Consider the following 21,759-nt stretch of genomic DNA (forward strand, 5'->3'; position numbering starts at 1 on the left):
TAATTTTTTATAGAAAGTTTGGCTTTTTAAAACAGAAAATATTGAATAAATTGCAGTAACCGTTTCAAAAAACAAACTCTTTCATACAATTTATGGAAAGCAGAAAAAGCTATATGCCCATTAAGATTCTTTTTAGTTATGTTGCATTAGTAGCTTTGGTAGCTACTGTGGGATGGTTTTTATATTCTGAAAATGTAGTCTACAACAAATTAGAAGATAAAATTGCTTTTGAAAAAACAAAAATAGTAAGAGTCAGTAAACTTTATTCGAACGTTTATAAAACGGAAAGCCTGGCCCGCAAAACAATCCAGACTAACTCTGAAAAAGATTTTAAAAGCTATCTCATTGAAACAGATTCCTTAAAATCAAGAATTGATACCTTAAAACAGGTTGTTAATTCACAATATGAAAAAGTCCTATTAGACAGCGTCAATTATTTACTGACTGAAAAAACAGAAAATATCAGAAAATTAAAAAGCATCAAAAACAAGGCTGATGACGAGGTTTCTGTAAATACTGCTATCAATGAAATTACCAAAATGGAGTTTAAACTAAGAAAGCTGGAACTTCAGGATTTCACCAAAAACCCCAATGATTTAGGCAGTTATCAACGAAATGTCCTTCAAAAATATGTGGATTATTTAAATAAGAATATTCCGGATGACAGTACCAATACTTTAAGCAAACAAGCTTCTGATTCTATTCTGGCCAATTCGAAAAAGCTTTTGAGCAATGTTAAGCTAAAGGCAGAAAAGAAAAAAGAATCCCTGAATATTGAAGAAAACAAACTCCTTAAAAACGAAATTGCAATCTCTGACCAACTCCGAAAAGTGCTTCGGATTATTGAAAGAGAAATTATAATAAACTCTATAAAAAACAATTCACTTAAAGAAAGATCACTTAAAAAAGTAAACGAAATTGTGACTGTTTCTGCTATTATTGGCTTATTGCTTACGGTGTTGTTTTCAATTATCATTGTAAGTGATTATTCGAAATCGCAATTGTATAAAAAACAATTAGAAATTGCCAATTTCAAAACCAAAAACCTGCTTAAGAGCCGTGAACAGCTTATTTCTACAGTAAGCCATGATTTAAAAACACCATTGAGTACAATTGTAGGTTACTCAGAACTTTTGGGAAATTCTGATGTTAATATAAAACAGTCGTATTTTATTAAGAATATCAAAAACTCTTCTGAATATATTACGCAACTGGTTCAGGATTTACTTGATTTTTCTCAAATAGAGGCCGGAAAAATAACTATTGAAAAAGTGCCCTTTCTGTTACCTGAAATTATTGACGAAGTTGCTAAAAGTATCCAGACCGTTTATAAACAAAAAAAGATAGAACTTATCATTGATATTGATGAAAAACTAAATAGTAAAATTGTGGGTGATCCGTTTCGGTTGAAACAAATTTTAAGCAACATTATCGGGAATGCATACAAATTTACAGAAGAAGGTTTTATTAAAATCAGCACCCATCTTGACCCGGAAGGCGACTTTTTCCAAATAAGAATACAAGATACAGGTATCGGAATCGAAAAAGAAAATCAAAAATTAGTATTTGAAGAATTTGCTCAGGCCAATGAAGGCATTGAAAAAAAATACGGCGGAACCGGTTTAGGGTTGTCAATATGTCAAAAAATCATTTCGATTTTAGGAGGCAGCCTAAAACTTGAAAGTACGTTTGGAAAAGGAAGTACGTTTGAAATTAAACTTCCGTTACTTCACTACACAACTGAAAACCTGGCTGATAAAACAGAAAAAGAAGTCATTCACCATTCAAAAAAACTAACGTTTATTGTTCTGGATGATGACACTAATTTATTAAGCCTAACCAGCACTATTTTAAAACAACATGGTCATGAGGTTTACTCATTTAGCCGTCCGGCAGAAGCCTTGAAATCAATTCAAAACACTGATTTTGATTTCATTATTACAGATATTCAAATGCCGGAAATCGACGGGTTTTTGTTTTTTGAAAAAATAAAAACCCAAAGCAGTACATTTTATAAAAACCAACCTGTTATTGCCATAACCGGAAGAACAGATTTGGATTTTTCAGTCTATGCGAAAGCAGGTTTTTCAACGGTCATAAAAAAGCCATATTCCCCAAAAATACTGCTTGAAACCATTCAGCGCATTTTAGACAACACTATAAACTCTGATGACAAAATTGTAAAAACCGAAGAAGAAATTTCTTCAAAAACATATTCGTTAAAAACACTAAAAGAATTTTTAGGCCATGATACAGAATCTTCAAAAGAATTCATCTTATCATTTATAGCGAGCACAAAACTAAATTTAGAAGTTTTAGAAAATGCTGTTAAAGAAAAAAACATTGCCGAAATAAACACAATAGCTCATCGAATTGCACCTATGTTCAGGCAAATTCAGGCACATGAAATAGGAAGGATTTTGCAAATACTGGAAGAAAATGATTTAGAAAATTCTGATGTTGAAGGTATTTTTAAAACTTTAAAAAGCAAAATTGATTCGCTTTTTGAAATATTGGAAACAGAAAATATTTAATCGAGATTATAATGTTTCAGTTTATTATAAAGCGTTTTTCGTGTTATCTTCAAAAGCTTTGCTGCTTCTGTTTTGTTGTTTTGTGTTCTGGACAAAGCATGAATGATAGCTTCTTTTTCATTATCAGATAAAGAAAAACTATCCAAATTACTTTGTTTTTCTGTCTGAAAAAACTCGGCAGGCAAAACATCTGTTTCAATAAAAGCACCCTGAGATAAAAGCGTTGATCTTTTGATACAGTTTTGGAGTTCCCGTAAATTGCCCGGCCAGCTGTATTTTTGAAAAATAGCCACTACTTCAGATGAAAATCCAATAATATTTTTGTTTAATTGCTGATTTGCTTTTTCTAAAAAATAATCGGCAAAAATCATTAAATCTTCTGCTCTATCAGTCAGTGAAGGTGATTGAATTGAAAACTCATTAATCCTGTGGTATAAATCTTCGCGGAAATCACCATTTTTAACTGCTTCACGTAAATCTTCATTCGTCGCCGTTATAATTCGAATATCAACATTGATTTCTTTATTACTGCCAACAGGTTTGATTTTGCGTTCCTGTAGGGCTCTTAGTAGCTGAATTTGATTTTCATAAGAAAGATTTCCTATTTCATCCAAAAAAATAGTCCCTCCGTTAGCTGCTTCAAAATAACCTGTTTTATCGCTTATCGCTCCGGTAAAAGATCCTTTTAAATGACCGAAAAATTCACTTGCTGCCAGTTCTTTCGGAATGGCTCCACAGTCAACTGCAATGAAATTATTGTTTTTACGATGACTTTGCTGATGTATGCTTTTTGCGATAATTTCTTTACCGGTACCGCTTTCTCCAATGATCAAAACAGACATATCTGTGGGACTAACCAATTTAATGTGTTCCAGTAATTTTTTGGATGCAACCGAAATTCCTTTTACAAAATCATTTTCTGCAGTATTATTTTGCTTCGCAGGATTTTTTTTCTCCTTTTTTGTTTCTTTTTCAACTACAGGAGTTGAAGTCTGTAATGCATTTGTAATCACCAACAATACCTCATCAGGATTGAAGGGTTTCGATATATAATCTGAAGCACCATTTTTAATGGCTTTTACAGCCGTACTTACATCAGAATAGCCCGTCATTAAAACCACCGGAATTTGTGGATAAGATTCTTTAATTTCTTTCATTAAAACAATCCCGTCGCAATCAGGCAGGCGAAGATCTGTCAAAATTAAGTCAAACGATTCTTTTTTGATACATAATCTGGCCTCGGTAGCTGAAAAAGCAATTCTTACCTCATAGGTTTTCTTTATCAGAAATTTTTCTAATAATTTACAAAATGAAATATCGTCTTCAATTAATAATATCTTTAGCATCGCATTTTGGGGACTTTTTTGCTAAAATACCACTAATAATACAGTATTTTCATAAAATTATGCAAAAAAAAGAGACTGCTAAATGCAATCTCTTTTTCACCAAAAACATAAATCTAATTCACCTAATTATATTTTTAACCAGTTACCATTGGCATCCGAGTATACAGTAGCCTTTTGATCCCCAACTGCTATATCTAATTTGTATTCTTTTTTCTCGTTTACAGATGCTTTTTCGAGTTTTGCTCCCGGATAAGCTGCTTCCAGTGCTTTTGTCACAACTCCCGGAACTTCTTCTGCTTTTATTTCTTTATACTCTGATTGGAATTTTACAATCGTTTGTACAGGCCCAACTTTAGTAGTTGTTGCGTAAATTGATAAACTCCCAAAAATGATCGCTGCTGATAATACTAACTTTTTCATAATGCTGTTTTTTAAAATTATTTTTTAATTATATTTCCTAATGCATCTGTAAAAACAATATACTTCTTATCTCCGGTTGAAATTTCTAATTTGTACTCATTTTTTGCGTTTTTATATGCTTTTTCGAGTTTAGTATTGGGAAAAGATTTTTCTAGTGTTGCTTTTACAGCTGCCGGTATTGTATCTGGAATGACTTCTGTATATTCGTCCTGAATAATATCTGAATTAACGCTAATTCCAACAGGCGCAAATGCCTGAATTGACAAACTTCCTAAAACTATTGCTGTTGATAAGATTAGCCTTCTCATAATAAGTTTATTTAAAGTTACTTAATTATTTTTTAATCCACGTTCCATCTGCATTTGCAAACAGGTTTCCTACTTTGTCGCCAACAGTAACATCTAATTTATATTCAGATTTTTCATTTTTATATGCTTTTGAAAGTACTGCATCTGGGTATGCTTTTTTAAGAGCATCTGTAATTGCGACAGGAACTTCTTCTAATTTAACTTCGGTATATTCGTCCTGAATTGAAATTGTTTTTACAATAGTATTTGAAACTGAAGAGGTTGAAGCAAATGAAGTTAAACCTCCCAAAACGATTACGGCTGATAAAAATAAATTTTTCATAATGTGTATATTTTAAATTATTGATAGTTGTTTACACTTTAAATAATGAAATTATCATGCCGCAACTAAAATTACACATCCAAAAACAGATAAACAACTATTTTTGAACAACTTAACAAATGAAAACTTTTTTTTTCAGAGAAGATAACTGTGTATTTTTTGAAAATTAGTGTGTAAAAAGTACACACAAAAGTGTATCATCTTAAGTAATTGTATTATATCCAGATCTTAAACTATAAGTATATGTAGAAACAAAATTGGACTTACTACTTTTTTTGGCCTTAGAGTAAAATCTGATATGAATATAAATTTTTAAAAAACAGTTCAATTAACATATTAAGCTTACTTTACAGAACAAACACCTGAAAAGCAGAAGTTTATTGATTCCATTTTAATTAACAAAAGAAGGTTGCGAATAGAATAACTAGACCAAACTACGATTTAAAATACTTTTTTAACATATTTACTAACAATTCAGCATAATTGTATTACCTATATTAAAATGTTAAAAATTATATTGTAAATTTGCACGGAATTTTAAAATTGCAATATAAAATGAAAAAAATCATACTATTACTTGTTTTACTTGTAACAGTCACAATAACTAATGCTCAAACAAGCACTGGAGAAAGTTTAACTGATGGGAATTTCAACAAATGGTCTATCGAATTTGCAGGCGGGTTTAACAAGCCGCAAAAACCGATGAAATATTACACTTCAACTATAAGTCCTTATGTTGTTGATTTGGGAGTACGCTATATGCTCAATAATAAATTTGGTTTTAAAGCTGATTTTGGCTACAATAGTTTTCAGGAACAAAAAAACACAACTCCTTTTGATACCAAATATTATAGATTTGATATTCAGGGCGTAGCCAATTTAGGAAGAATCATGAATTTCGAGAGTTGGACCAAAACAATTGGTTTATTAGGACATACCGGTTTTGGAGCCGCTTACTTTGAGGATAAAAACTCTTCATTAAATGACAGAGTGATTAATTTTATTATTGGTGTAACGGGACAGGTTAAACTATCCAACAAATTGGTTCTTACTGGAGATTTTTCAACCATCATGAATGCTTTTCAACGCTATACATATGATGCAGCTGCAGTAACTACAGAAAAAGGCTTCAACGGAGTTTTGTTTAATGGCACTATCGGTTTAACATTATACCTTGGAAAAAAAGAAAAACATGCTGACTGGGTTACTCTTACTGATAACGAGATAATTGCTCAAAGAGAAAGAATTGACAATCTTGAAAAAATGTTAATCGACAGTGACAAAGATGGTGTGGCCGATTATTTAGATTTAGAACCTAATACTATTGCCGGACTTATGGTGGATTCTAAAGGAAGAGCTGTTGATTTGAACAATAATGGTATACCTGATGAATTAGAGGATTACTTAAAGAAAACTTATTCAAATAAATCCAGCGCTCCAATAAGCGATAGTGAATCCATAACTAAATTAGTTAACGGAGGTTATGTTGCAGCTTATTTTGATTTCAACAAATCTACACCTACTGATTCTTCTATGGATGGTATTAATTTTGTATTAAACTATTTAAAAAACAACCCTTCAGCTTCTGTTGAGATTACTGGTTATGCTGATGAAATTGGTAATGCTTTATACAATGAAAAATTAGCTATTGAAAGAGCTAACAGCGTAAAAGATATTCTACTGAAAGCAAAAATTGCGGCTGAAAGAATAAATGTTATTAGTGGTGGTGTAGATACTTCTGTCGATAAAGATTCTGCTACAGCGAGAAAATTAGTAAGAAGAGTTACTTTTAAAATAAAAGAATAGAACTATTAGACACTTTATACTATGCAATTTATAGTGTATAAATTTATTTTTAGAGGGGCTCAAAGCCCCTCTTTTTCTTTTATGTACAGGCATAGGATTAGCCAGAAAACCAGCAGAAGGGCTACTTCAAAATAAAAGATTAACACAAAGTTTTTTATACTACTTGGAGTTTGTAATTAATTATCCCGCAACTAAATAATTTTAAAAGCACATCCCAACTTGGGAGCTTTTTTGTTTTTATAAATCAATCTATTTTATTTATAAACTTACATATTTTGTATAGCGTAATATTAGTTTAGGATCTGATTTGAATTCTAAATTCATAATCATATATAAAAAAACCGCACAGAAATGTGCGGTTTATAAAATATACTGAAATAAATTTATTCTTCTATAGGATTCATTTTGAAAGTATCCATAAAAGCAGTTGTATAATCGCCTGCAATATATCTTGGATCATCCATTAATTGTCTATGAAAAGGTATTGTAGTTTTCACACCTTCAATAACAAACTCGTCCAAAGCTCTTCGCATTTTGCTAATAGCCTCTTCACGGGACTGAGCTGTTGTAATTAACTTAGCGATCATAGAATCGTAATTTGGCGGAATACTGTAACCAGAATAAACATGAGTATCTAAACGTACACCGTGTCCTCCTGGCATATGTAACGTAGTGATTTTTCCCGGTGAAGGACGAAAATCATTATAAGGATCTTCAGCATTAATACGACATTCTATAGCATGTAATTCCGGTAAATAATTTTTGCCTGAAATTGGAATACCTGCAGCGACCATAATCTGCTCACGGATCAGGTCATAATCAATAACCTGTTCTGTAATTGGATGCTCTACCTGAATACGGGTATTCATTTCCATGAAATAGAAATTTCTGTGTTTATCCACTAAAAATTCTACTGTTCCTGCACCTTCATACTTAATGAATTCAGCAGCTTTTACGGCAGCTTCTCCCATTTTAGTACGAAGTTCATCTGTCATGAAAGGCGAAGGTGTCTCTTCTGTCAATTTTTGGTGACGACGTTGCACAGAACAATCTCTTTCAGAAAGGTGACACGCTTTTCCATATGAATCCCCAACAACCTGAATTTCAATATGACGCGGTTCTTCAATAAGTTTCTCCATGTACATACCGTCATTTCCAAATGCTGCAGCAGCTTCCTGACGAGCACTTTCCCATGCTTTCAATAATTCTTCTTCTTTCCAAACAGCACGCATTCCTTTTCCACCACCACCGGCAGTAGCTTTAAGCATGACCGGATAACCAAATTCTTTAGCTAATTTTTGTGTTTGCTCAAAAGATTCTAATAATCCGTCAGAGCCTGGTACACATGGAACTCCTGCAGCCTTCATCGTTGCTTTTGCAGAAGCTTTATCTCCCATTCTGTCAATCATTTCAGGAGCTGCACCAATAAATTTGATCCCATGTTCCTGACAAATCTTTGAGAATTTAGCATTCTCTGAAAGAAATCCATAACCCGGGTGTATTGCATCTGCATTGGTAATTTCGGCAGCAGCAATGATATTTGACATTTTTAAATACGACAAGTTACTCGGAGGAGGACCAATACAAACCGCTTCATCAGCAAATTTAACATGCAAACTTTCTGCATCGGCTGTAGAGTAAACTGCTACAGTTTTAATTCCCATTTCCTTACAAGTACGAATTACACGAAGTGCAATTTCTCCTCTATTCGCAATTAATATTTTTTTAAACATCTTATTTTAATTAGATAATTAGACAATTTGATAATTAGATAATTTTAGATGATTAACAAAAAATTTACGAAAACCATTCTAAAATCTAAAATCTAAAATCTAAATTTATTTATGATGGATCAACTAAGAATAAAGGCTGGTCAAATTCTACAGGAGACATATCATCTACAAGAATTTTTACAATTTTACCTGAAACTTCTGATTCGATTTCGTTAAATAATTTCATTGCTTCAATTACACACAGAACATCACCTTTTGCAATAGTACTTCCTACTTCTGTAAAAACGGGTTTGTCTGGTGATGGTTTTCTATAGAATGTTCCGATAATAGGAGATTTTATAGTAATGAATTTAGAATTTTCAGCAGGAGCAGCCGCTTCACTATTTACGTTTACAACTACCGGCGCAGTTTGTTGAGGTGCGACTGCTTGTGGTAATGCCGCCTGAGCAGGCAACTGCTGCACATAAGTAGCCTCAGTTACATTTGTTTCCAAAGTTGTTCTAATAGTGATCTTTACATCGTCCATTTCTAACTTAACCTCTGCAACTCCCGAATTTGCAACAAATTTGATTAGGTTTTGAATTTCTTTTAAATCCATAATGATTCGTTTTTAGTTTTAATTTATTTTTTATCGTAAGCCCATTTCAGGTAAATAGATCCCCAAGTGAATCCACCACCAAAAGCGGCAAAAATAACATTATCTCCTTTTTTAAGCAGGTGCTCAAAATCAGCCAATACTAATGGCAAAGTTCCAGAAGTTGTATTACCATATCTTTCGATATTCATTAATACTTTTGAATCTTCAAGATTCATTCTGCCAGCTGTAGCATCAATTATTCGCTTATTAGCCTGATGCGGAACTAACCAGTTTACATCTTCATTAGTCAGGTTGTTTCTTTTTAAAACCAACTCACTGGCATCAGCCATATTGGTTACTGCATATTTAAAAACAGTTTTACCATCCTGCATGATATTATGCTGCCTGTTTTTCACTGTCTCTTCTGACGCAGGAATCAAAGACCCTCCTGCAGGAATTTTTAGAAAATCACGTCCTACACCATCACTTCTCAAATATTCATCCTGTAAGCCTAAACCTTCATAATTTGGTTCAAATAAAACAGCTCCGGCTCCATCTCCGAAAATAATACAAGTTGTTCTGTCTGTATAATCTACGATTGATGACATTTTATCAGCACCAATTAATAACACCTTTTTATATCTTCCCGATTGAACATAGGCAGCTGCAGTTGACATTCCATATAAAAAGCTGGAACATGCTGCCTGTAAATCGTATGAAAATGCATTTGTTGCCCCAATTTCTGTTGCCACATAAACACCTGTAGAAGCGACCATCATGTCTGGTGTAGCTGTCGCCATGATAATCATATCAATTTCCAAAGGATCAATATTCGCTTTTGCTATTAAATCCTGTGCTGCTTTTATGGCTAGGTACGAAGTCCCTTTGTCAGCATCTTTTAAAATTCTTCTTTCTTTTATCCCGGTACGAGTAGTAATCCATTCATCATTAGTATCGACCATTGTTTCTAGTACTTTGTTTGAAAGCACAAAGTCTGGAACATAAGCTCCAACAGCGGTAATTGCGGCTGTGATTGTATTCATTATATTCTATTATTTCCTCTCAAATACAACGTATTTGAAAAATTTTTAAAAGACTTGAAAATTACAAAAAAAATTCTAAACGTATTGTCGTAAATTTCCTTAAAAAAGAAAATTATAACCAACAAAAAAAACTCTCACATAGTGAGAGTTCTAATATCATTTACAAAAACGTATTAAGCAACCGCTTCAGATTTATCGATAACAACTTGCCCTCTGTAATACATTTTACCTTCATGCCAGTAAGCTCTGTGGTATAAATGTGCTTCTCCTGTAATAGGACATGTAGCGATTTGAGCTACTGTAGCTTTATAATGTGTTCTTCTCTTATCTCTTCTTGTTTTCGAGATTTTTCTCTTAGGATGTGCCATTTTACTATATTATTTATCCGTTAATAGTTTCTTTAATTTGTCCCAACGCGGGTCAATATCTTCTTCTTGTTTACTTTCTTCTTTTGTTTCTTTGACCTTTAAATCATTTAGCTTTGCGAGAGCTTCGGTTTGCAGACTTCCGTCTTTCACACCTGGATGAACCCGTTTTAGCGGAACAGACAGCGCAATCATTTCATAAATATATTGCGATACGTCCAATTCAAATTCTCCATGAGGTAAAATTAGCAGCTCTTCATTATCATTATTAAACTCGTCACCAAAACGAACGATAAGCTTCATCTTTCCTTTTACAGGCAAATCAAAATCTTCACTGGTTAAATCACAAGGAACATTTACAGTCCCTTTATGTTTGAAATCCAGTTCCAGCATATTAGCTTTTTTATCTAAAACTAAACTGACTTTGATAGCTGAACTTTGAAATTCATCATAATCAAAGTCCTCAAAGAACTTCTTATTTATTTGATACTCAAAATGGTGTTTTCCCAGCTTTAATCCAACGAAAGGAATTAAAAATTCTTTTGATTTGCGCATTTCAACATCAATTTTTACAATTAGGTTCTAAAACTCAGATACCTGAATTGGGGTGCAAAGATATAAAATTATTATAAAACTAATAATCTTATTCACCTTTTTTTGTTTATAACTGTTTTTCTTTTATTTTTAGTGGTTTTGCACTAATATCTTTATATAGATTACGTGAACGAAAAACATCTATTGCCAGATACACAGCCTCTTTAAACGAATTATAATCCGCCATGTCTTTACCTGCTATATCATAAGCCGTACCGTGATCCGGTGAGGTTCTAATCCTATTTAACCCAGCAGTATAATTTACCCCTTTTCCGAATGATAACGTTTTAAAAGGAATCAAACCCTGATCGTGATAGGTAGCCACAACAGCGTCATATTTTTCATACTGACCACTCCCAAAAAAACCATCTGCAGGAAAAGGACCAAAAACCATAGTTCCGGCATCAAATATTTTCTTTAATGCAGGTTTTAATACAACATCATCTTCTTTTCCTATCACACCGCCATCACCTGCATGTGGATTTAAACTCAATACAGCAATTTTAGGTTTCACAATACTAAAATCCTGAATCAGAGACTTTCTGATTGTTTCGATTTTTCTTGTTATTAATTCTTCTGTCAAATGAGAAGAAACTTCATTTAAAGGAACATGATCTGTCAGCAGGCCAACTCTCAAATCATCATGAACCATCATCATCAATGCATTCCCTTCTAATTCCCGACCCAAATAATCTGTATGTCCCGGAAATTTAAAATCTTCTGATTGAATATTATATTTATTTATCGGTGCAGTCACTAAAACATCAATCTCCCCATCTTTTAGTGCTTTTGTAGCAGCTACGAAAGATTTTATAGCGTACTGCCCTATTTTCTCATCGTTTGCCCCTAAATTTATATCAACACTTTCCCGCCAAAGATTAAAAACATTTACTTTTCCGGGCACAACCTGATCTAATCTGTCAACACCGTGAAACTGAACTGCTGATGTAAAGCTTTTTTTTACGAAAGAAAGTATTTTGGCATTTGCAAAAATAACTGGCGTACATAATTCCAACATACGGGAATCTTCGAATGTTTTTAATATAACTTCGCTTCCAATACCGTTTAAATCCCCAATCGAAATCCCAACAATTATATTTTCTGCTTTTTTATTCATGAGCTCCAATTATTTATTACTAATTTTGATGTGCAAATTTAGTAAATAAAACCAACAATGTTCACAGGAATTATAGAAACCTTAGGAAGGATTCACGAAATACAAAAAGACCAAAACAATCTGCACATAACCGTTGATTCATCCATTACAAACGAATTAAAAATTGACCAGAGTGTATCTCATAACGGAATCTGCTTAACGGTTATTGCCATAAAAGATTCTTTTTATACGGTAACTGCAATTGAGGAAACCATTTTGAAAACCAATATTGGCGACTGGAAAACGGGCGACATTGTTAATTTAGAAAGAGGAATGAAACTTGGTGACCGTCTTGACGGACATATTGTACAAGGCCATGTAGACCAAACAGGAACCTGTCTGAAAATTGAAGAAGCCAATGGAAGCTGGAATTATACTTTTGAATACGACAAAAACCTTAACAATATTACAATCGAAAAAGGCTCAATAACCGTAAATGGGGTCAGCCTAACAGTAGTAAACTCTAAGTCAAACGAATTTAGTGTATCTATAATACCTTATACTTTTGAAAATACAAATTTCAAAAGTTTCCAGATCGGAACAAAGATTAATTTAGAATTTGATGTAGTAGGGAAATATATTGCGAGACTTTACTCACTCAACAAATAAACAAAACTTATTTACAAAAACAAAAGCTTCAGTTTATTCTGAAGCTTTTGTTTTTAATTTATGCTTATATATTACATACATTCCTAATAGAATTGCCGCCAACACCAGAATCAACAAACCAACACCATCAATTGGAGCAGGAGGCTGAGGAGGACCATTACCAGGACCAGGGGGCTGAGCAAAAACAGTAAAATTACCTAATAGTAAAAAAACAACAGTCAAAATCTTATTCATCATTTTCATAAAAAACGAAATATTTTAAATCTTAGTTTACCTTAAATTTGATTTAATGGATTAACAAAGCGTGGTTCTTTCATAAAATCCGGAACAAATATATTGCTTTTTATTGAAAAAAAACTATCATACAAAAAAAGCTTCACAAATCTATGAAGCTTTTTTGTGGTCCCACCTGGGCTCGAACCAGGGACCACCTGATTATGAGTCAGGTGCTCTAACCAGCTGAGCTATAGGACCGGTTAAGAGTTTGCAATATTACTACTATTTTTCATTCGTTCCAAATATTTTAAGACCTCATTTGTCTTTAATTTAAATATTAACAATTCTTCTTTAAAACCAAATTGATTATCAGTTAATTATTAAAACATCAAAACTTACGTTATTTCCTGACAAAGCTCGATTAAAACACCGTTTGTACTTTTAGGGTGTAAAAAAACAACGATTTTATTGTCTGCTCCAGGCCTTGGATGCTCGTTTATCAAAACAAAACCTTCCTTTTTTAATCGGATTACTTCAGTTTCTATATCATCTACATCAAAAGCGATATGATGAATTCCTTCTCCTTTTTTCTCCAGAAACTTTGCAATTGGACTTTCGGGGTCAGTAGCCATTAAAAGTTCAATTTTGTTGGTTCCTGTCTGAAAAAAAGAAGTTACCACACTTTCTGTTTCTACCGTTTCCGTTTTATACGACGGAACACCTAATAGTTTTTCAAATAAAACATTGGCATCATCTATGTTTTTTACTGCAATTCCAATATGTTCAATTTTATTTACCATATCCTAACAATTTATTGATTGACGTATGTATTAAAATAACCACATTCTGCAATTACATCCTGATAATATTTTGTATCCGAATAATCCTTTTGCAACGTTTTAAATCCGTTCCAGGCAATAAAATTAACTTTATCTTCCTGGATTTCCCACCAGCTATTGACTTTATTATATTTATCATTGTAATATTGATTGCGCTCACATTTTGACATTAAATAAATACATTTTGCTTTTTGCTCTTTAGTCGTTGCTGCTTCAAATGCTTTTTGATAATACATTTTTGGCAAATCGCAATTGGTTATCATTTGTTCCATCGAATCCCTAAAAGAATACGGACTTGATCCGTAACCTATTATCGTTATTTCATAAAAAGTTCTTCCGTTACCAAAATGGGTAATGTTGTAAAATGCATTTCCAAGCAATAAACTATTGGTGTAAACATCCTCTTTTTGAGCCAGTTTTTCCTGCATTATTTTTATTGTATTTAAAAAATCGAGGTAACTGTATTTCTTTTTTTGATAAGCAGCGTGATCGCAGTCGTGACAGTCTTTAATATTTCCATTGAACGGATTCCCTAAAAAAGTTTGATATTGAACAGAATCTGTCTGTTGCATAAATCCAATTGCTTCTGAAATTTTATTTTGAAAGGTCGCCTGAACAGCCTGAAAATTATTAATATCTTTTAGCTTTAAATTATAAATTCCTGCGCCTATTTTCTCTATTTCGGTTTTATTTGGTTTGGATAAAAATGTTTTTATAGCCTGCAGGTTTTTTTCATTATCATAAAAAGCATTCCCATCATTCCAATAACTGTAACGCGATTCACGGAATATCTCTTCCATCACCGGATCAGATTTTGCTCTATAAAGTACAGACAAATAATTTCTGCTCCATGAAGATGCATTTTGATAACGAAAATCCTGTCCTTTATAAGTTTTTGGAAGTTCATTGTAAAGCCAGTTCAAATCTGCCAGAATTGTTTTTTCATTTTTATCTGTAAGTTTATCGATTTTACTCATATTGTTCACAAACCGCAATAACCTTAACTGATAACCTGCCAATTCTGTTTTCGGAAGTGTTTTTTCAGCTTTATCAAAATTTCTGTCGGCATTTTCATAATCCCCTTTTAATGTTTGCAGGTATCCTAATGCAATATCCCACAAATAAGGTCTTTGGGTATTTCCTGCAGCAGAAATTTTAGCAATTAAATCAAATGCATTCTTATCCAGTTTCGCATAATTTTCAGTTCTGTTTTCTGCAATTGATTGTTGCTTCATTGAAACATTTCCCCCTGCATCCTGCGTAAAGGAATTGTTTATACTCTCCTCTTGTTTATTAACTATACGAGTTACCAGATAATTTAAGTGTTCACTTTTTGGATCTAATTCATAAATCTTTTCAATACCTTGCTTTTCATCTTTATGATAACCGTGAATTGCCCAAAGAGCTGCTTTCTCTTTATTATTTTTGGCCATTGCCAATGATTTATTCCAGTCGAATTCGCTTTTTGGATTAAAACAATATGCCGTTACCACTCTCATTTCCGGGCATTTATCAAAAACCTTTGCATACAAATAATTAGAAACTGCATATTTTTTTTGCTTATAATTGATACCCGCCACATAAGCAAGTGCACGATAATACAAGGTATTTTTAACAACATTAGCTTCAGTTTTATTAAAAAATAAAATCGCTTTTTGTTTGTCCTTACTATAAAAACGCGCCTTCATTGTCAGAAACCAGTATCGGTTTTTCAGAAAGGGATCTGAGGTCGTATTGTAAACATTCTCGATCGACTGAATCATTTTTGCATCATCAAATGTTTTGGCGACAACCGGCTCATAACTCCAATAACTATCGCCTAAAGAAACAGTTTCTATTTTTTGAGCTAAATATAGAAATTCAATAAAGCTCTTTATTTTATTATCTTTCAAACTAATTTTTTTACCCCATTTCAGCGAAGCTTTATTCTCTTTTTTGGTTTTATAAAAAACATGAAGCTGCTCAATCTCAACTTTATTTTCTGGTCGTTTATCTCGTTTTTCATACGACCTCTCGTCATCCAGACCAATCATGAAATATTTTACTGTTGGAGCATCTGCTTTTCCTTTTAAAAACGTTTCCCAATCTGATTTTATGTTGTCATTAAAACGAGAATTGTGTTCACTATCAAACCTAATTCCGTAGAAAATATCACCAGATAAAAAAAGCGGCGAATACGATTTATCTGCAAATGTTTCTGGGGTAAAATTTGAATTATAACCAAAATAATCCCAGTCATAACCATCTGCGCAAGCGTAAATAATACTGTAAGCAAAAAGTAAAATGCCGCTAGAAGCAAGAAACAACTTGTTTAAAAATATTCTTTTCATAGTTTTTTATATTGAATTCGTCTAAGTCGTAAAAAATAATTTCGTTTGGCTTTTGGGCAGCACATTCACATAGGTCTTCTGCCATTTCTGTTAAATCTTCTGATGAAACAGCTTCGATTTTGAGCACATCATTTTCTTCATAAAACATGCCATTTTTATAATTAGAATGTATCACCTTAAAAAAATTGGAATTTATTTGTTTGAAATTCACATCTCTTTTGAGTTCCGAAATACTCATTTTTGAACGAAGCCCAATCACCTTTTGATTTCTGATATGAACTGCCCAGGAATATATTGGCAAAGCAAAATCAAGATGCAGAGGATATTTTTTCAAACTTTTCAGATAACGTTCTGCAATTTTCTTATCATAAACAGAGTTTGAAGAATCATTTGCGATTGTCCCCATATTGTAATACATCAAAACACCGGAATCAACATTTGGTATTTTAGTTTTTTTAAAATATTTAATCTGATGAAGCCGAATTGTTGCTGAAATTTTCTTCTTTGAAATCTCCCTGAATACCTCAATAAATTCCAGATAATTATCCTTACTGCTGAGGGTCCAGTCGCAGTCGATTTGAATTTCCTTACTGTAAATTTTATTTTTAGAATTGATCTCGTTTATCAGTCCAACGGTTTTTTTTGCTAAATCTTTAACATCAATTTCAGGTTTCAGCATTACCTTATTTTTGATATAAATTACAGGTACAACATCAAAATCCTTCATCGTTTCCTTAAAATGAATTGGACTTAAAGGAATCGGATTTGTATCTTTTGGATGTAAATCAATGTCAAAATAGCGAATATAAATTTTACGGACATTATTTTCACGGAGCGTTTCCTTTTCTGTTTCAGACAATTTGAAAATGGTTTTCCAATAATAAAAAGAAACAATTGGCTTGTTATTTTCACTACATGAAATCAGTAAAAAAAACAGTAAAACCAAAACGAAACTCTTTTTCAAAACCTGTAAATTAAATTGGAGACCAAATGTAAGAAATTATATCCCGCTTATAAATTACTGCTACATCTTTTTCTTGAATTAAAATCAATTTTAAGGCCAATTTTAAAACCTAATAAAACGATAAAAAATTTCAATTAAAGCAAATATAGTTGTTATTTTGTGGAATTAAATCACAAATCGTTATGTTGAAAAACAGCTTAAAATATTTTAGTTTTTTATTGATATTTTTGATGATAGGCTGCGCCAAGCGCGGCAGCATAACCGGAGGTTTAAAAGATACACTTGCTCCTATTTTAAAATCAAGTTCGCCTAAAAATTTCAGTACTGACTTTAAGGCTGATGAAATCATTCTGACATTTGATGAATATGTAAAACTTAAAAATGCCAATAAACAGTTGATTATTTCACCGCCAATGAAAAACCCTCCTGTTATTACACCTACAAATGCAAGTAAGTTTATTAATATAAAGATTTTAGATACTTTACAGCCCAACACCACTTACAGTCTTAATTTTGGGCAAAGTATTACGGATAATAACGAAGGAAATCCTTATAATCAATTCAAATATGTTTTCTCGACTGGGACCTATATTGATTCTCTTGCCCTCAACGGAAGAATCAAAGATTCTTACGACAAAACTGCCGATAATTTTGTAACTGTAATGTTGTATGAGGTTAATGACAAATTTAAGGATTCTGTTATTTATAAAGAAAACCCACGTTATATAACGAATACTTTAGACAGCTTAACAACTTTTCGATTAGAAAACCTAAAAGCGGGAAAATATCTTCTGGTAGCTTTAAAAGACAAAGGAAATAATAATAAATTCAACCCGAAAGAAGACAAAATTGGTTTTTTAAAACAGTATATAACAATACCAAACGACACTGTTTTTGAGTTGGAATTATTTAAAGAACGACTTCCTTTAAAAGTTTTCAAACCTATACAGGCATCGGGGAACCGATTATTGCTTCCGTATGAAGGGAAACAAAACTTCAAAGATTCGAAACCTAAAATTGTACTTAAAAACGGCAATGATGTCATTGAAACCATTATAACTCAATTCCCTAAAAAAGATTCGCTACAGGTTTGGTACAAACCCATAAAAGCTGATTCATTATCAATGGAAGTAAGTAAGGATAACTACGAAAAAAAGTTTACTTTTAAAATCAAAAACCAGAAAAAAGACTCTCTGAATATTACTGCTTTACAAAATGGTATTATTCATTTCAGAGACAAATTTACGCTTGAATCTGCTACGCCGCTTGTCAAATTTGATAAGTCCAAAATACAATTAGTGAATAAAGATTCAACAGCTGTTCCTTACACAACAGAATATGATGAGTTTGAACAAAAACTATATTTCGATTTTAAAAAAGAACCCGCACAAAAATATAATTTCACTTTTTTGCCAGGTGCTTTAACCGATCTTAATGAAAAACCGAATGACACTTTATCCTATAAGCTGAACACACGTGAAATAGAAGAATACGGAAATCTTACGCTAAATTTACAAAATGTAAAACGTTTCCCGATTATCGTTGAATTAACTAATAAAAAAGGTGATGTTGTACTGGCTAGTGCGTATTCAGAATCAGAGACTAAATTTGATTTTTTGCTTTTAGAGCCAAGTGTATATTCAGTCCGGATAATTTATGATGACAATAAAAATAAAAAATACGACCCCGGTAATTATTTAGAAAAAAAATATGCCGAAGAAGTTTTTTATTATCAGGAAGAAATTGACCTGCATGCGAATTGGGACAAAATTGAATCTTTGGATTTAAGTATCCCTTTCGACCCTGCATTAGAAAAAAAGAAAGAAGAAGACAAGCAAAAAGCAGAAAAGAAAAGAAAGAAAACTGCTTTTTAGTCTTTAATTTCAAACACATCCTTGTCACTAAGGAAATCCACTTTTTTTCGGGTTTCCAACATGATATTTCTATCTAAATTTACTATAAAAACACCTTCATTTTCTTGTGGTTCCAAAATTGGATTCCCAAGAAAATCAATCACCTGAGAATGACCATTGTACTGATGGTTGTTCGCATCCAAACCTATTCTGTTAACTCCAATTGTGTAACTAAGATTTTCTACTGCACGGGCTTTCAACAGAATATCCCACGCATTTATCCTTACCTTAGGCCAGTTGGCTACATACAGGAGTAAATCATAGTTTTCTACATTTCTGGCAAATACAGGAAAACGCAAATCATAACAAATCTGCAGGCAAATTTTCCAGCCCAAATAATAAACGATTTGTTTTTTGCTTCCTGCTGTATACACTTTATCTTCTCCAGCCAAAGTAAACAAATGTCTTTTATCATAATATTGAATTTCTCCTGACGGGAAAACAAACAATAACCGATTATAGTATTCTTTGTTCTCTGAAATTATTAAACTGCCTGCAATAGCACAATTATTAGCTTCAGCCATTTCTTTCATCCATTGAACAGTTTTTTCCTGCATCGTCTCAGCCACTTCTGAAGCTTTCATGGTAAATCCTGTTGAAAACATTTCCGGAAGGACAATCAAATCAACATCATCGCATATTTTGCCTATTTTAGCATTTAAATTAATTCTGTTTACCTGAGCATCTTCCCAAACAAGATCAGATTGTATAAGGGCTATTTTCATTTTGTTTATTTTCATATAAAGATAAAAAAACGCATCCAAATTAATGAATGCGTTTTCTTTACAATTTAAAATCATTTAGCTTCTACAGCTTTATTAATTTTCTTAAAATCATCATCTTTTAAATTATAACTCATCGCATCATAAACATAATATGCAGGATCACCAGATTTAGCATTTACAATTTGTAAATATTTATTCCCATTCATACTAACATATCTTAAATAATAAACATCTTCATTATCTAAAATTTTATTTTCCAAATCTTTATCTTTTATAAACTGAAACTTATATTTATAATCTTCTAAAAGTTTCTTAATCTCTTTTTCATCTCTAAGCGCTTCACTAAATCTCCATGCATCATATTTCATCATATAAACTTCAGGAATATAAAGTATACTTTCTTTTAAATTTTTTATTTTCGGATTAACAAAATTATCATAAAGTCCACAATGCTCTTCTTTAGTAATAATTTGATCAATTTGTTGAAAATAATTTTTAAGCATTCCTAAGTTCGTATTTGTAAAACTTACTTTAGTATACATTTCTTCATATAATTTTTCCATTTTTTCATCGGGAAATTTTAATTTCATAAGATCCAAAGACCCTAAAGCATTCCTTAAAAATTCATTAGTAGGACAAAGTGGAATTCTTGCTACATATGATAAATTTTCATTAATAAGATCTCTTAATTTCTTATCGTATTTTTTGTCATCGATTTGGAGCTTTCGAAACTCTTTTTCAAACTTTTCTTTACTTAAAACTTTTATACCTAAATTAGTATGAAGATACATCGTCCCACTTGAAGTTCTTAAAAGATCACCAAAAATTTCAGCAAACGAGTAACTCCCGTTCACAAAATCTAAATGCTTAAAATCTTTAAAATCTACCACTTTAAAAGAGGTAACAGTCCAAACCTCTTTTAAAACTTTTTCATATTCTTCTTTTTTGTACGTAGTCGGTAAAACAAAAACTGTTGTTGTTTTTTTAAAATTTTCTAATTGCCCTTTTTTAAATTCTTCATTAGCACCTCGTTCTGATGGAGTAACTGCTAGCTGAGCATAATTTTTAACACTTAGAACAAGCATTATTACGAGTAAAATACTTTTCATTTAAATGATTTTGTTTACAATTATTTATATGGTTAAAAATAACAAAAAAGAGGCTGTCCATACCATTTAGACAGCCTCTTTTCTATAACGAAGTTTTATTTACTTATCCTTTTAAGCTTGCCGCTAAATATTCACGGTTCATACGTGCAATATTTTCAAGAGAAATTCCTTTAGGACATTCTACTTCACAAGCTCCGGTGTTGGTACAGTTACCAAAACCTTCTAAATCCATTTGGTGAACCATGTTTAGTACACGTTCAGTAGCCTCAACTTTACCTTGTGGCAACAAAGCATATTGAGATACTTTTGCACCCACGAACAACATTGCTGATGAGTTTTTACAAGTGGCAACACAAGCTCCACAACCAATACACGCTGCAGCATCAAATGATTTATCTGCATCGGCTTTATTAATTGGAATGGTATTGGCATCAATTGTATTTCCTGAAGTATTTACCGAGATAAATCCTCCTGCATGTTGAATTCTGTCAAAAGAACTTCTGTCAACAACTAAATCTTTAATTACAGGGAACGCTTTTGCTCTGAATGGTTCGATAAAAATCGTATCACCATCTTTAAACATACGCATGTGTAACTGACAAGTCGTTACTCCTCTGTCTGGCCCGTGTGCTTCTCCATTGATGAATAAAGAACACATTCCGCAGATTCCCTCACGACAGTCGTGGTCAAATGCTACCGGTTCTTCTCCTTTGTTGATTAATTTTTCGTTAAGAACGTCAAGCATTTCAAGGAAAGACATATCCGGTTCGATTCCGTCAATTGGGTAATCAACGATTCCTCCTTTATCCTGGGCGTTTTTCTGACGCCATATTTTTAATGTAAGTTTCAT

General features: G+C 32.4%; 21 protein-coding genes and 1 tRNA gene. 4 read left to right on the forward strand and 18 right to left on the reverse strand.

Features of this window, described 5'->3' with window-relative positions; genetic code table 11:
- The first annotated feature begins 92 nt into the window (after positions 1 to 92).
- Entirely contained in the window at positions 93 to 2,534 is a 2,442-nt protein-coding gene (locus DMB65_RS14190) for a hybrid sensor histidine kinase/response regulator (protein ID WP_110307300.1), read from the forward strand.
- Here the strand turns inward: DMB65_RS14190 and DMB65_RS14195 are convergent.
- From DMB65_RS14195 to DMB65_RS14210, 4 genes are all read right to left on the reverse strand, one after another.
- Entirely contained in the window at positions 2,531 to 3,880 is a 1,350-nt protein-coding gene (locus DMB65_RS14195) for a sigma-54-dependent transcriptional regulator (RefSeq protein WP_110307301.1), read from the reverse strand. The genes DMB65_RS14190 and DMB65_RS14195 overlap by 4 nt on opposite strands.
- A gap of 126 nt (positions 3,881 to 4,006) precedes the next feature.
- Entirely contained in the window at positions 4,007 to 4,300 is a 294-nt protein-coding gene (locus tag DMB65_RS14200) for a hypothetical protein (protein ID WP_110307302.1), read from the reverse strand.
- A gap of 17 nt (positions 4,301 to 4,317) precedes the next feature.
- Positions 4,318 to 4,608: a hypothetical protein gene (locus DMB65_RS14205; protein WP_110307303.1), complete on the reverse strand. Its 291-nt coding sequence runs from the start codon at positions 4,606 to 4,608 to the stop codon at positions 4,318 to 4,320.
- A 25-nt stretch (positions 4,609 to 4,633) separates the two neighbouring features.
- Positions 4,634 to 4,930, reverse strand: coding sequence for a hypothetical protein (locus DMB65_RS14210; protein ID WP_110307304.1), 297 nt, complete (start codon positions 4,928 to 4,930; stop codon positions 4,634 to 4,636).
- 555 nt (positions 4,931 to 5,485) lie between these two features.
- On the opposite strand from DMB65_RS14210, the gene DMB65_RS14215 reads away from it, so the two are divergent.
- Complete coding sequence (locus DMB65_RS14215) at positions 5,486 to 6,736, forward strand: OmpA family protein (protein WP_110307305.1); 1,251 nt, start codon at positions 5,486 to 5,488, stop codon at positions 6,734 to 6,736.
- A 383-nt stretch (positions 6,737 to 7,119) separates the two neighbouring features.
- On the opposite strand, the gene accC is transcribed toward DMB65_RS14215, so the two are convergent.
- The 6 genes from accC to pdxA all read right to left on the reverse strand — a co-directional run bounded on the left by accC (position 7,120) and on the right by pdxA (position 12,165).
- Positions 7,120 to 8,469, reverse strand: coding sequence for an acetyl-CoA carboxylase biotin carboxylase subunit (gene accC / locus DMB65_RS14220; protein WP_110307306.1), 1,350 nt, complete (start codon positions 8,467 to 8,469; stop codon positions 7,120 to 7,122).
- Positions 8,470 to 8,578: 109 nt separating this feature from the next.
- Entirely contained in the window at positions 8,579 to 9,067 is a 489-nt protein-coding gene (gene accB, locus DMB65_RS14225; RefSeq protein ID WP_110307307.1) for an acetyl-CoA carboxylase biotin carboxyl carrier protein, read from the reverse strand.
- 23 nt (positions 9,068 to 9,090) lie between these two features.
- The gene (locus tag DMB65_RS14230) at positions 9,091 to 10,089 is read right to left on the reverse strand and encodes a beta-ketoacyl-ACP synthase III (RefSeq protein ID WP_110307308.1); all 999 of its coding nucleotides are present in this window, start codon (positions 10,087 to 10,089) and stop codon (positions 9,091 to 9,093) included.
- 173 nt (positions 10,090 to 10,262) lie between these two features.
- Complete coding sequence (gene rpmF / locus DMB65_RS14235; protein WP_031455170.1) at positions 10,263 to 10,457, reverse strand: 50S ribosomal protein L32; 195 nt, start codon at positions 10,455 to 10,457, stop codon at positions 10,263 to 10,265.
- Between the two features lie 9 nt (positions 10,458 to 10,466).
- The gene (locus DMB65_RS14240) at positions 10,467 to 11,009 is read right to left on the reverse strand and encodes a YceD family protein (protein WP_110307309.1); all 543 of its coding nucleotides are present in this window, start codon (positions 11,007 to 11,009) and stop codon (positions 10,467 to 10,469) included.
- A gap of 106 nt (positions 11,010 to 11,115) precedes the next feature.
- Positions 11,116 to 12,165 (reverse strand): 4-hydroxythreonine-4-phosphate dehydrogenase PdxA, encoded by a 1,050-nt coding sequence (gene pdxA / locus DMB65_RS14245; RefSeq protein WP_110307310.1) that lies wholly within the window; start codon positions 12,163 to 12,165, stop codon positions 11,116 to 11,118.
- Between the two features lie 57 nt (positions 12,166 to 12,222).
- Between pdxA and DMB65_RS14250 the strand changes: the two genes are divergently transcribed.
- A complete protein-coding gene (locus DMB65_RS14250; protein WP_110307311.1) occupies positions 12,223 to 12,813 on the forward strand; it encodes a riboflavin synthase in 591 nt (196 codons plus the stop codon).
- 33 nt (positions 12,814 to 12,846) lie between these two features.
- Here DMB65_RS14250 and DMB65_RS14255 read toward each other — a convergent pair whose 3' ends face one another.
- From DMB65_RS14255 to DMB65_RS14275, 5 genes are all read right to left on the reverse strand, one after another.
- Positions 12,847 to 13,056 carry a hypothetical protein gene (locus tag DMB65_RS14255; RefSeq protein WP_110307312.1) on the reverse strand — a complete coding sequence of 70 codons (210 nt, stop codon included), beginning with the start codon at positions 13,054 to 13,056 and terminating at the stop codon, positions 12,847 to 12,849.
- 157 nt (positions 13,057 to 13,213) lie between these two features.
- Positions 13,214 to 13,287: transfer RNA gene (locus tag DMB65_RS14260), tRNA-Ile, on the reverse strand.
- Positions 13,288 to 13,424: 137 nt separating this feature from the next.
- Positions 13,425 to 13,829, reverse strand: coding sequence for a methylmalonyl-CoA epimerase (mce, locus tag DMB65_RS14265; protein ID WP_110307313.1), 405 nt, complete (start codon positions 13,827 to 13,829; stop codon positions 13,425 to 13,427).
- Positions 13,830 to 13,840: 11 nt separating this feature from the next.
- Complete coding sequence (locus DMB65_RS14270; protein WP_110307314.1) at positions 13,841 to 16,198, reverse strand: hypothetical protein; 2,358 nt, start codon at positions 16,196 to 16,198, stop codon at positions 13,841 to 13,843.
- On the reverse strand, positions 16,158 to 17,162 hold the full coding sequence (locus DMB65_RS14275; RefSeq protein WP_110307315.1) for a hypothetical protein: 1,005 nt from the start codon (positions 17,160 to 17,162) through the stop codon (positions 16,158 to 16,160). The genes DMB65_RS14270 and DMB65_RS14275 overlap by 41 nt, the downstream gene beginning before the upstream one ends.
- Before the next feature lie 182 nt (positions 17,163 to 17,344).
- Here DMB65_RS14275 and DMB65_RS14280 point away from each other — a divergent pair, with 182 nt between their 5' ends.
- Positions 17,345 to 19,036, forward strand: a complete 1,692-nt coding sequence (locus DMB65_RS14280; RefSeq protein ID WP_110307316.1) for an Ig-like domain-containing protein — start codon at positions 17,345 to 17,347, stop codon at positions 19,034 to 19,036.
- On the opposite strand, the gene DMB65_RS14285 is transcribed toward DMB65_RS14280, so the two are convergent.
- From DMB65_RS14285 to DMB65_RS14295, 3 genes are all read right to left on the reverse strand, one after another.
- Complete coding sequence (locus DMB65_RS14285; RefSeq protein WP_110307329.1) at positions 19,033 to 19,800, reverse strand: amidohydrolase; 768 nt, start codon at positions 19,798 to 19,800, stop codon at positions 19,033 to 19,035. The two genes, DMB65_RS14280 and DMB65_RS14285, sit on opposite strands and share 4 nt — an antisense overlap.
- 71 nt (positions 19,801 to 19,871) lie before the next feature.
- Complete coding sequence (locus tag DMB65_RS14290) at positions 19,872 to 20,909, reverse strand: hypothetical protein (protein WP_110307317.1); 1,038 nt, start codon at positions 20,907 to 20,909, stop codon at positions 19,872 to 19,874.
- Between the two features lie 103 nt (positions 20,910 to 21,012).
- Entirely contained in the window at positions 21,013 to 21,759 is a 747-nt protein-coding gene (locus DMB65_RS14295; RefSeq protein WP_110307318.1) for a succinate dehydrogenase/fumarate reductase iron-sulfur subunit, read from the reverse strand.

Origin of the sequence: Flavobacterium cheongpyeongense (assembly GCF_003202435.1) — a bacterium.
GTDB classification, from domain to species: domain Bacteria; phylum Bacteroidota; class Bacteroidia; order Flavobacteriales; family Flavobacteriaceae; genus Flavobacterium; species Flavobacterium cheongpyeongense.

Coding starts and splice junctions, on each gene's coding strand:
- DMB65_RS14190 (WP_110307300.1), top strand. CDS start 93: ATGGAAAGCAGAAAAAGCTATATGCCCATTAAGATTCTTTTTAGTTAT.
- DMB65_RS14195 (WP_110307301.1), bottom strand. CDS start 3,880: ATGCTAAAGATATTATTAATTGAAGACGATATTTCATTTTGTAAATTA.
- DMB65_RS14200 (WP_110307302.1), bottom strand. CDS start 4,300: ATGAAAAAGTTAGTATTATCAGCAGCGATCATTTTTGGGAGTTTATCA.
- DMB65_RS14205 (WP_110307303.1), bottom strand. CDS start 4,608: ATGAGAAGGCTAATCTTATCAACAGCAATAGTTTTAGGAAGTTTGTCA.
- DMB65_RS14210 (WP_110307304.1), bottom strand. CDS start 4,930: ATGAAAAATTTATTTTTATCAGCCGTAATCGTTTTGGGAGGTTTAACT.
- DMB65_RS14215 (WP_110307305.1), top strand. CDS start 5,486: ATGAAAAAAATCATACTATTACTTGTTTTACTTGTAACAGTCACAATA.
- accC (WP_110307306.1), bottom strand. CDS start 8,469: ATGTTTAAAAAAATATTAATTGCGAATAGAGGAGAAATTGCACTTCGT.
- accB (WP_110307307.1), bottom strand. CDS start 9,067: ATGGATTTAAAAGAAATTCAAAACCTAATCAAATTTGTTGCAAATTCG.
- DMB65_RS14230 (WP_110307308.1), bottom strand. CDS start 10,089: ATGAATACAATCACAGCCGCAATTACCGCTGTTGGAGCTTATGTTCCA.
- rpmF (WP_031455170.1), bottom strand. CDS start 10,457: ATGGCACATCCTAAGAGAAAAATCTCGAAAACAAGAAGAGATAAGAGA.
- DMB65_RS14240 (WP_110307309.1), bottom strand. CDS start 11,009: ATGCGCAAATCAAAAGAATTTTTAATTCCTTTCGTTGGATTAAAGCTG.
- pdxA (WP_110307310.1), bottom strand. CDS start 12,165: ATGAATAAAAAAGCAGAAAATATAATTGTTGGGATTTCGATTGGGGAT.
- DMB65_RS14250 (WP_110307311.1), top strand. CDS start 12,223: ATGTTCACAGGAATTATAGAAACCTTAGGAAGGATTCACGAAATACAA.
- DMB65_RS14255 (WP_110307312.1), bottom strand. CDS start 13,056: ATGAAAATGATGAATAAGATTTTGACTGTTGTTTTTTTACTATTAGGT.
- mce (WP_110307313.1), bottom strand. CDS start 13,829: ATGGTAAATAAAATTGAACATATTGGAATTGCAGTAAAAAACATAGAT.
- DMB65_RS14270 (WP_110307314.1), bottom strand. CDS start 16,198: ATGAAAAGAATATTTTTAAACAAGTTGTTTCTTGCTTCTAGCGGCATT.
- DMB65_RS14280 (WP_110307316.1), top strand. CDS start 17,345: ATGTTGAAAAACAGCTTAAAATATTTTAGTTTTTTATTGATATTTTTG.
- DMB65_RS14285 (WP_110307329.1), bottom strand. CDS start 19,800: ATGAAAATAGCCCTTATACAATCTGATCTTGTTTGGGAAGATGCTCAG.
- DMB65_RS14290 (WP_110307317.1), bottom strand. CDS start 20,909: ATGAAAAGTATTTTACTCGTAATAATGCTTGTTCTAAGTGTTAAAAAT.
- DMB65_RS14295 (WP_110307318.1), bottom strand. CDS start 21,759: ATGAAACTTACATTAAAAATATGGCGTCAGAAAAACGCCCAGGATAAA.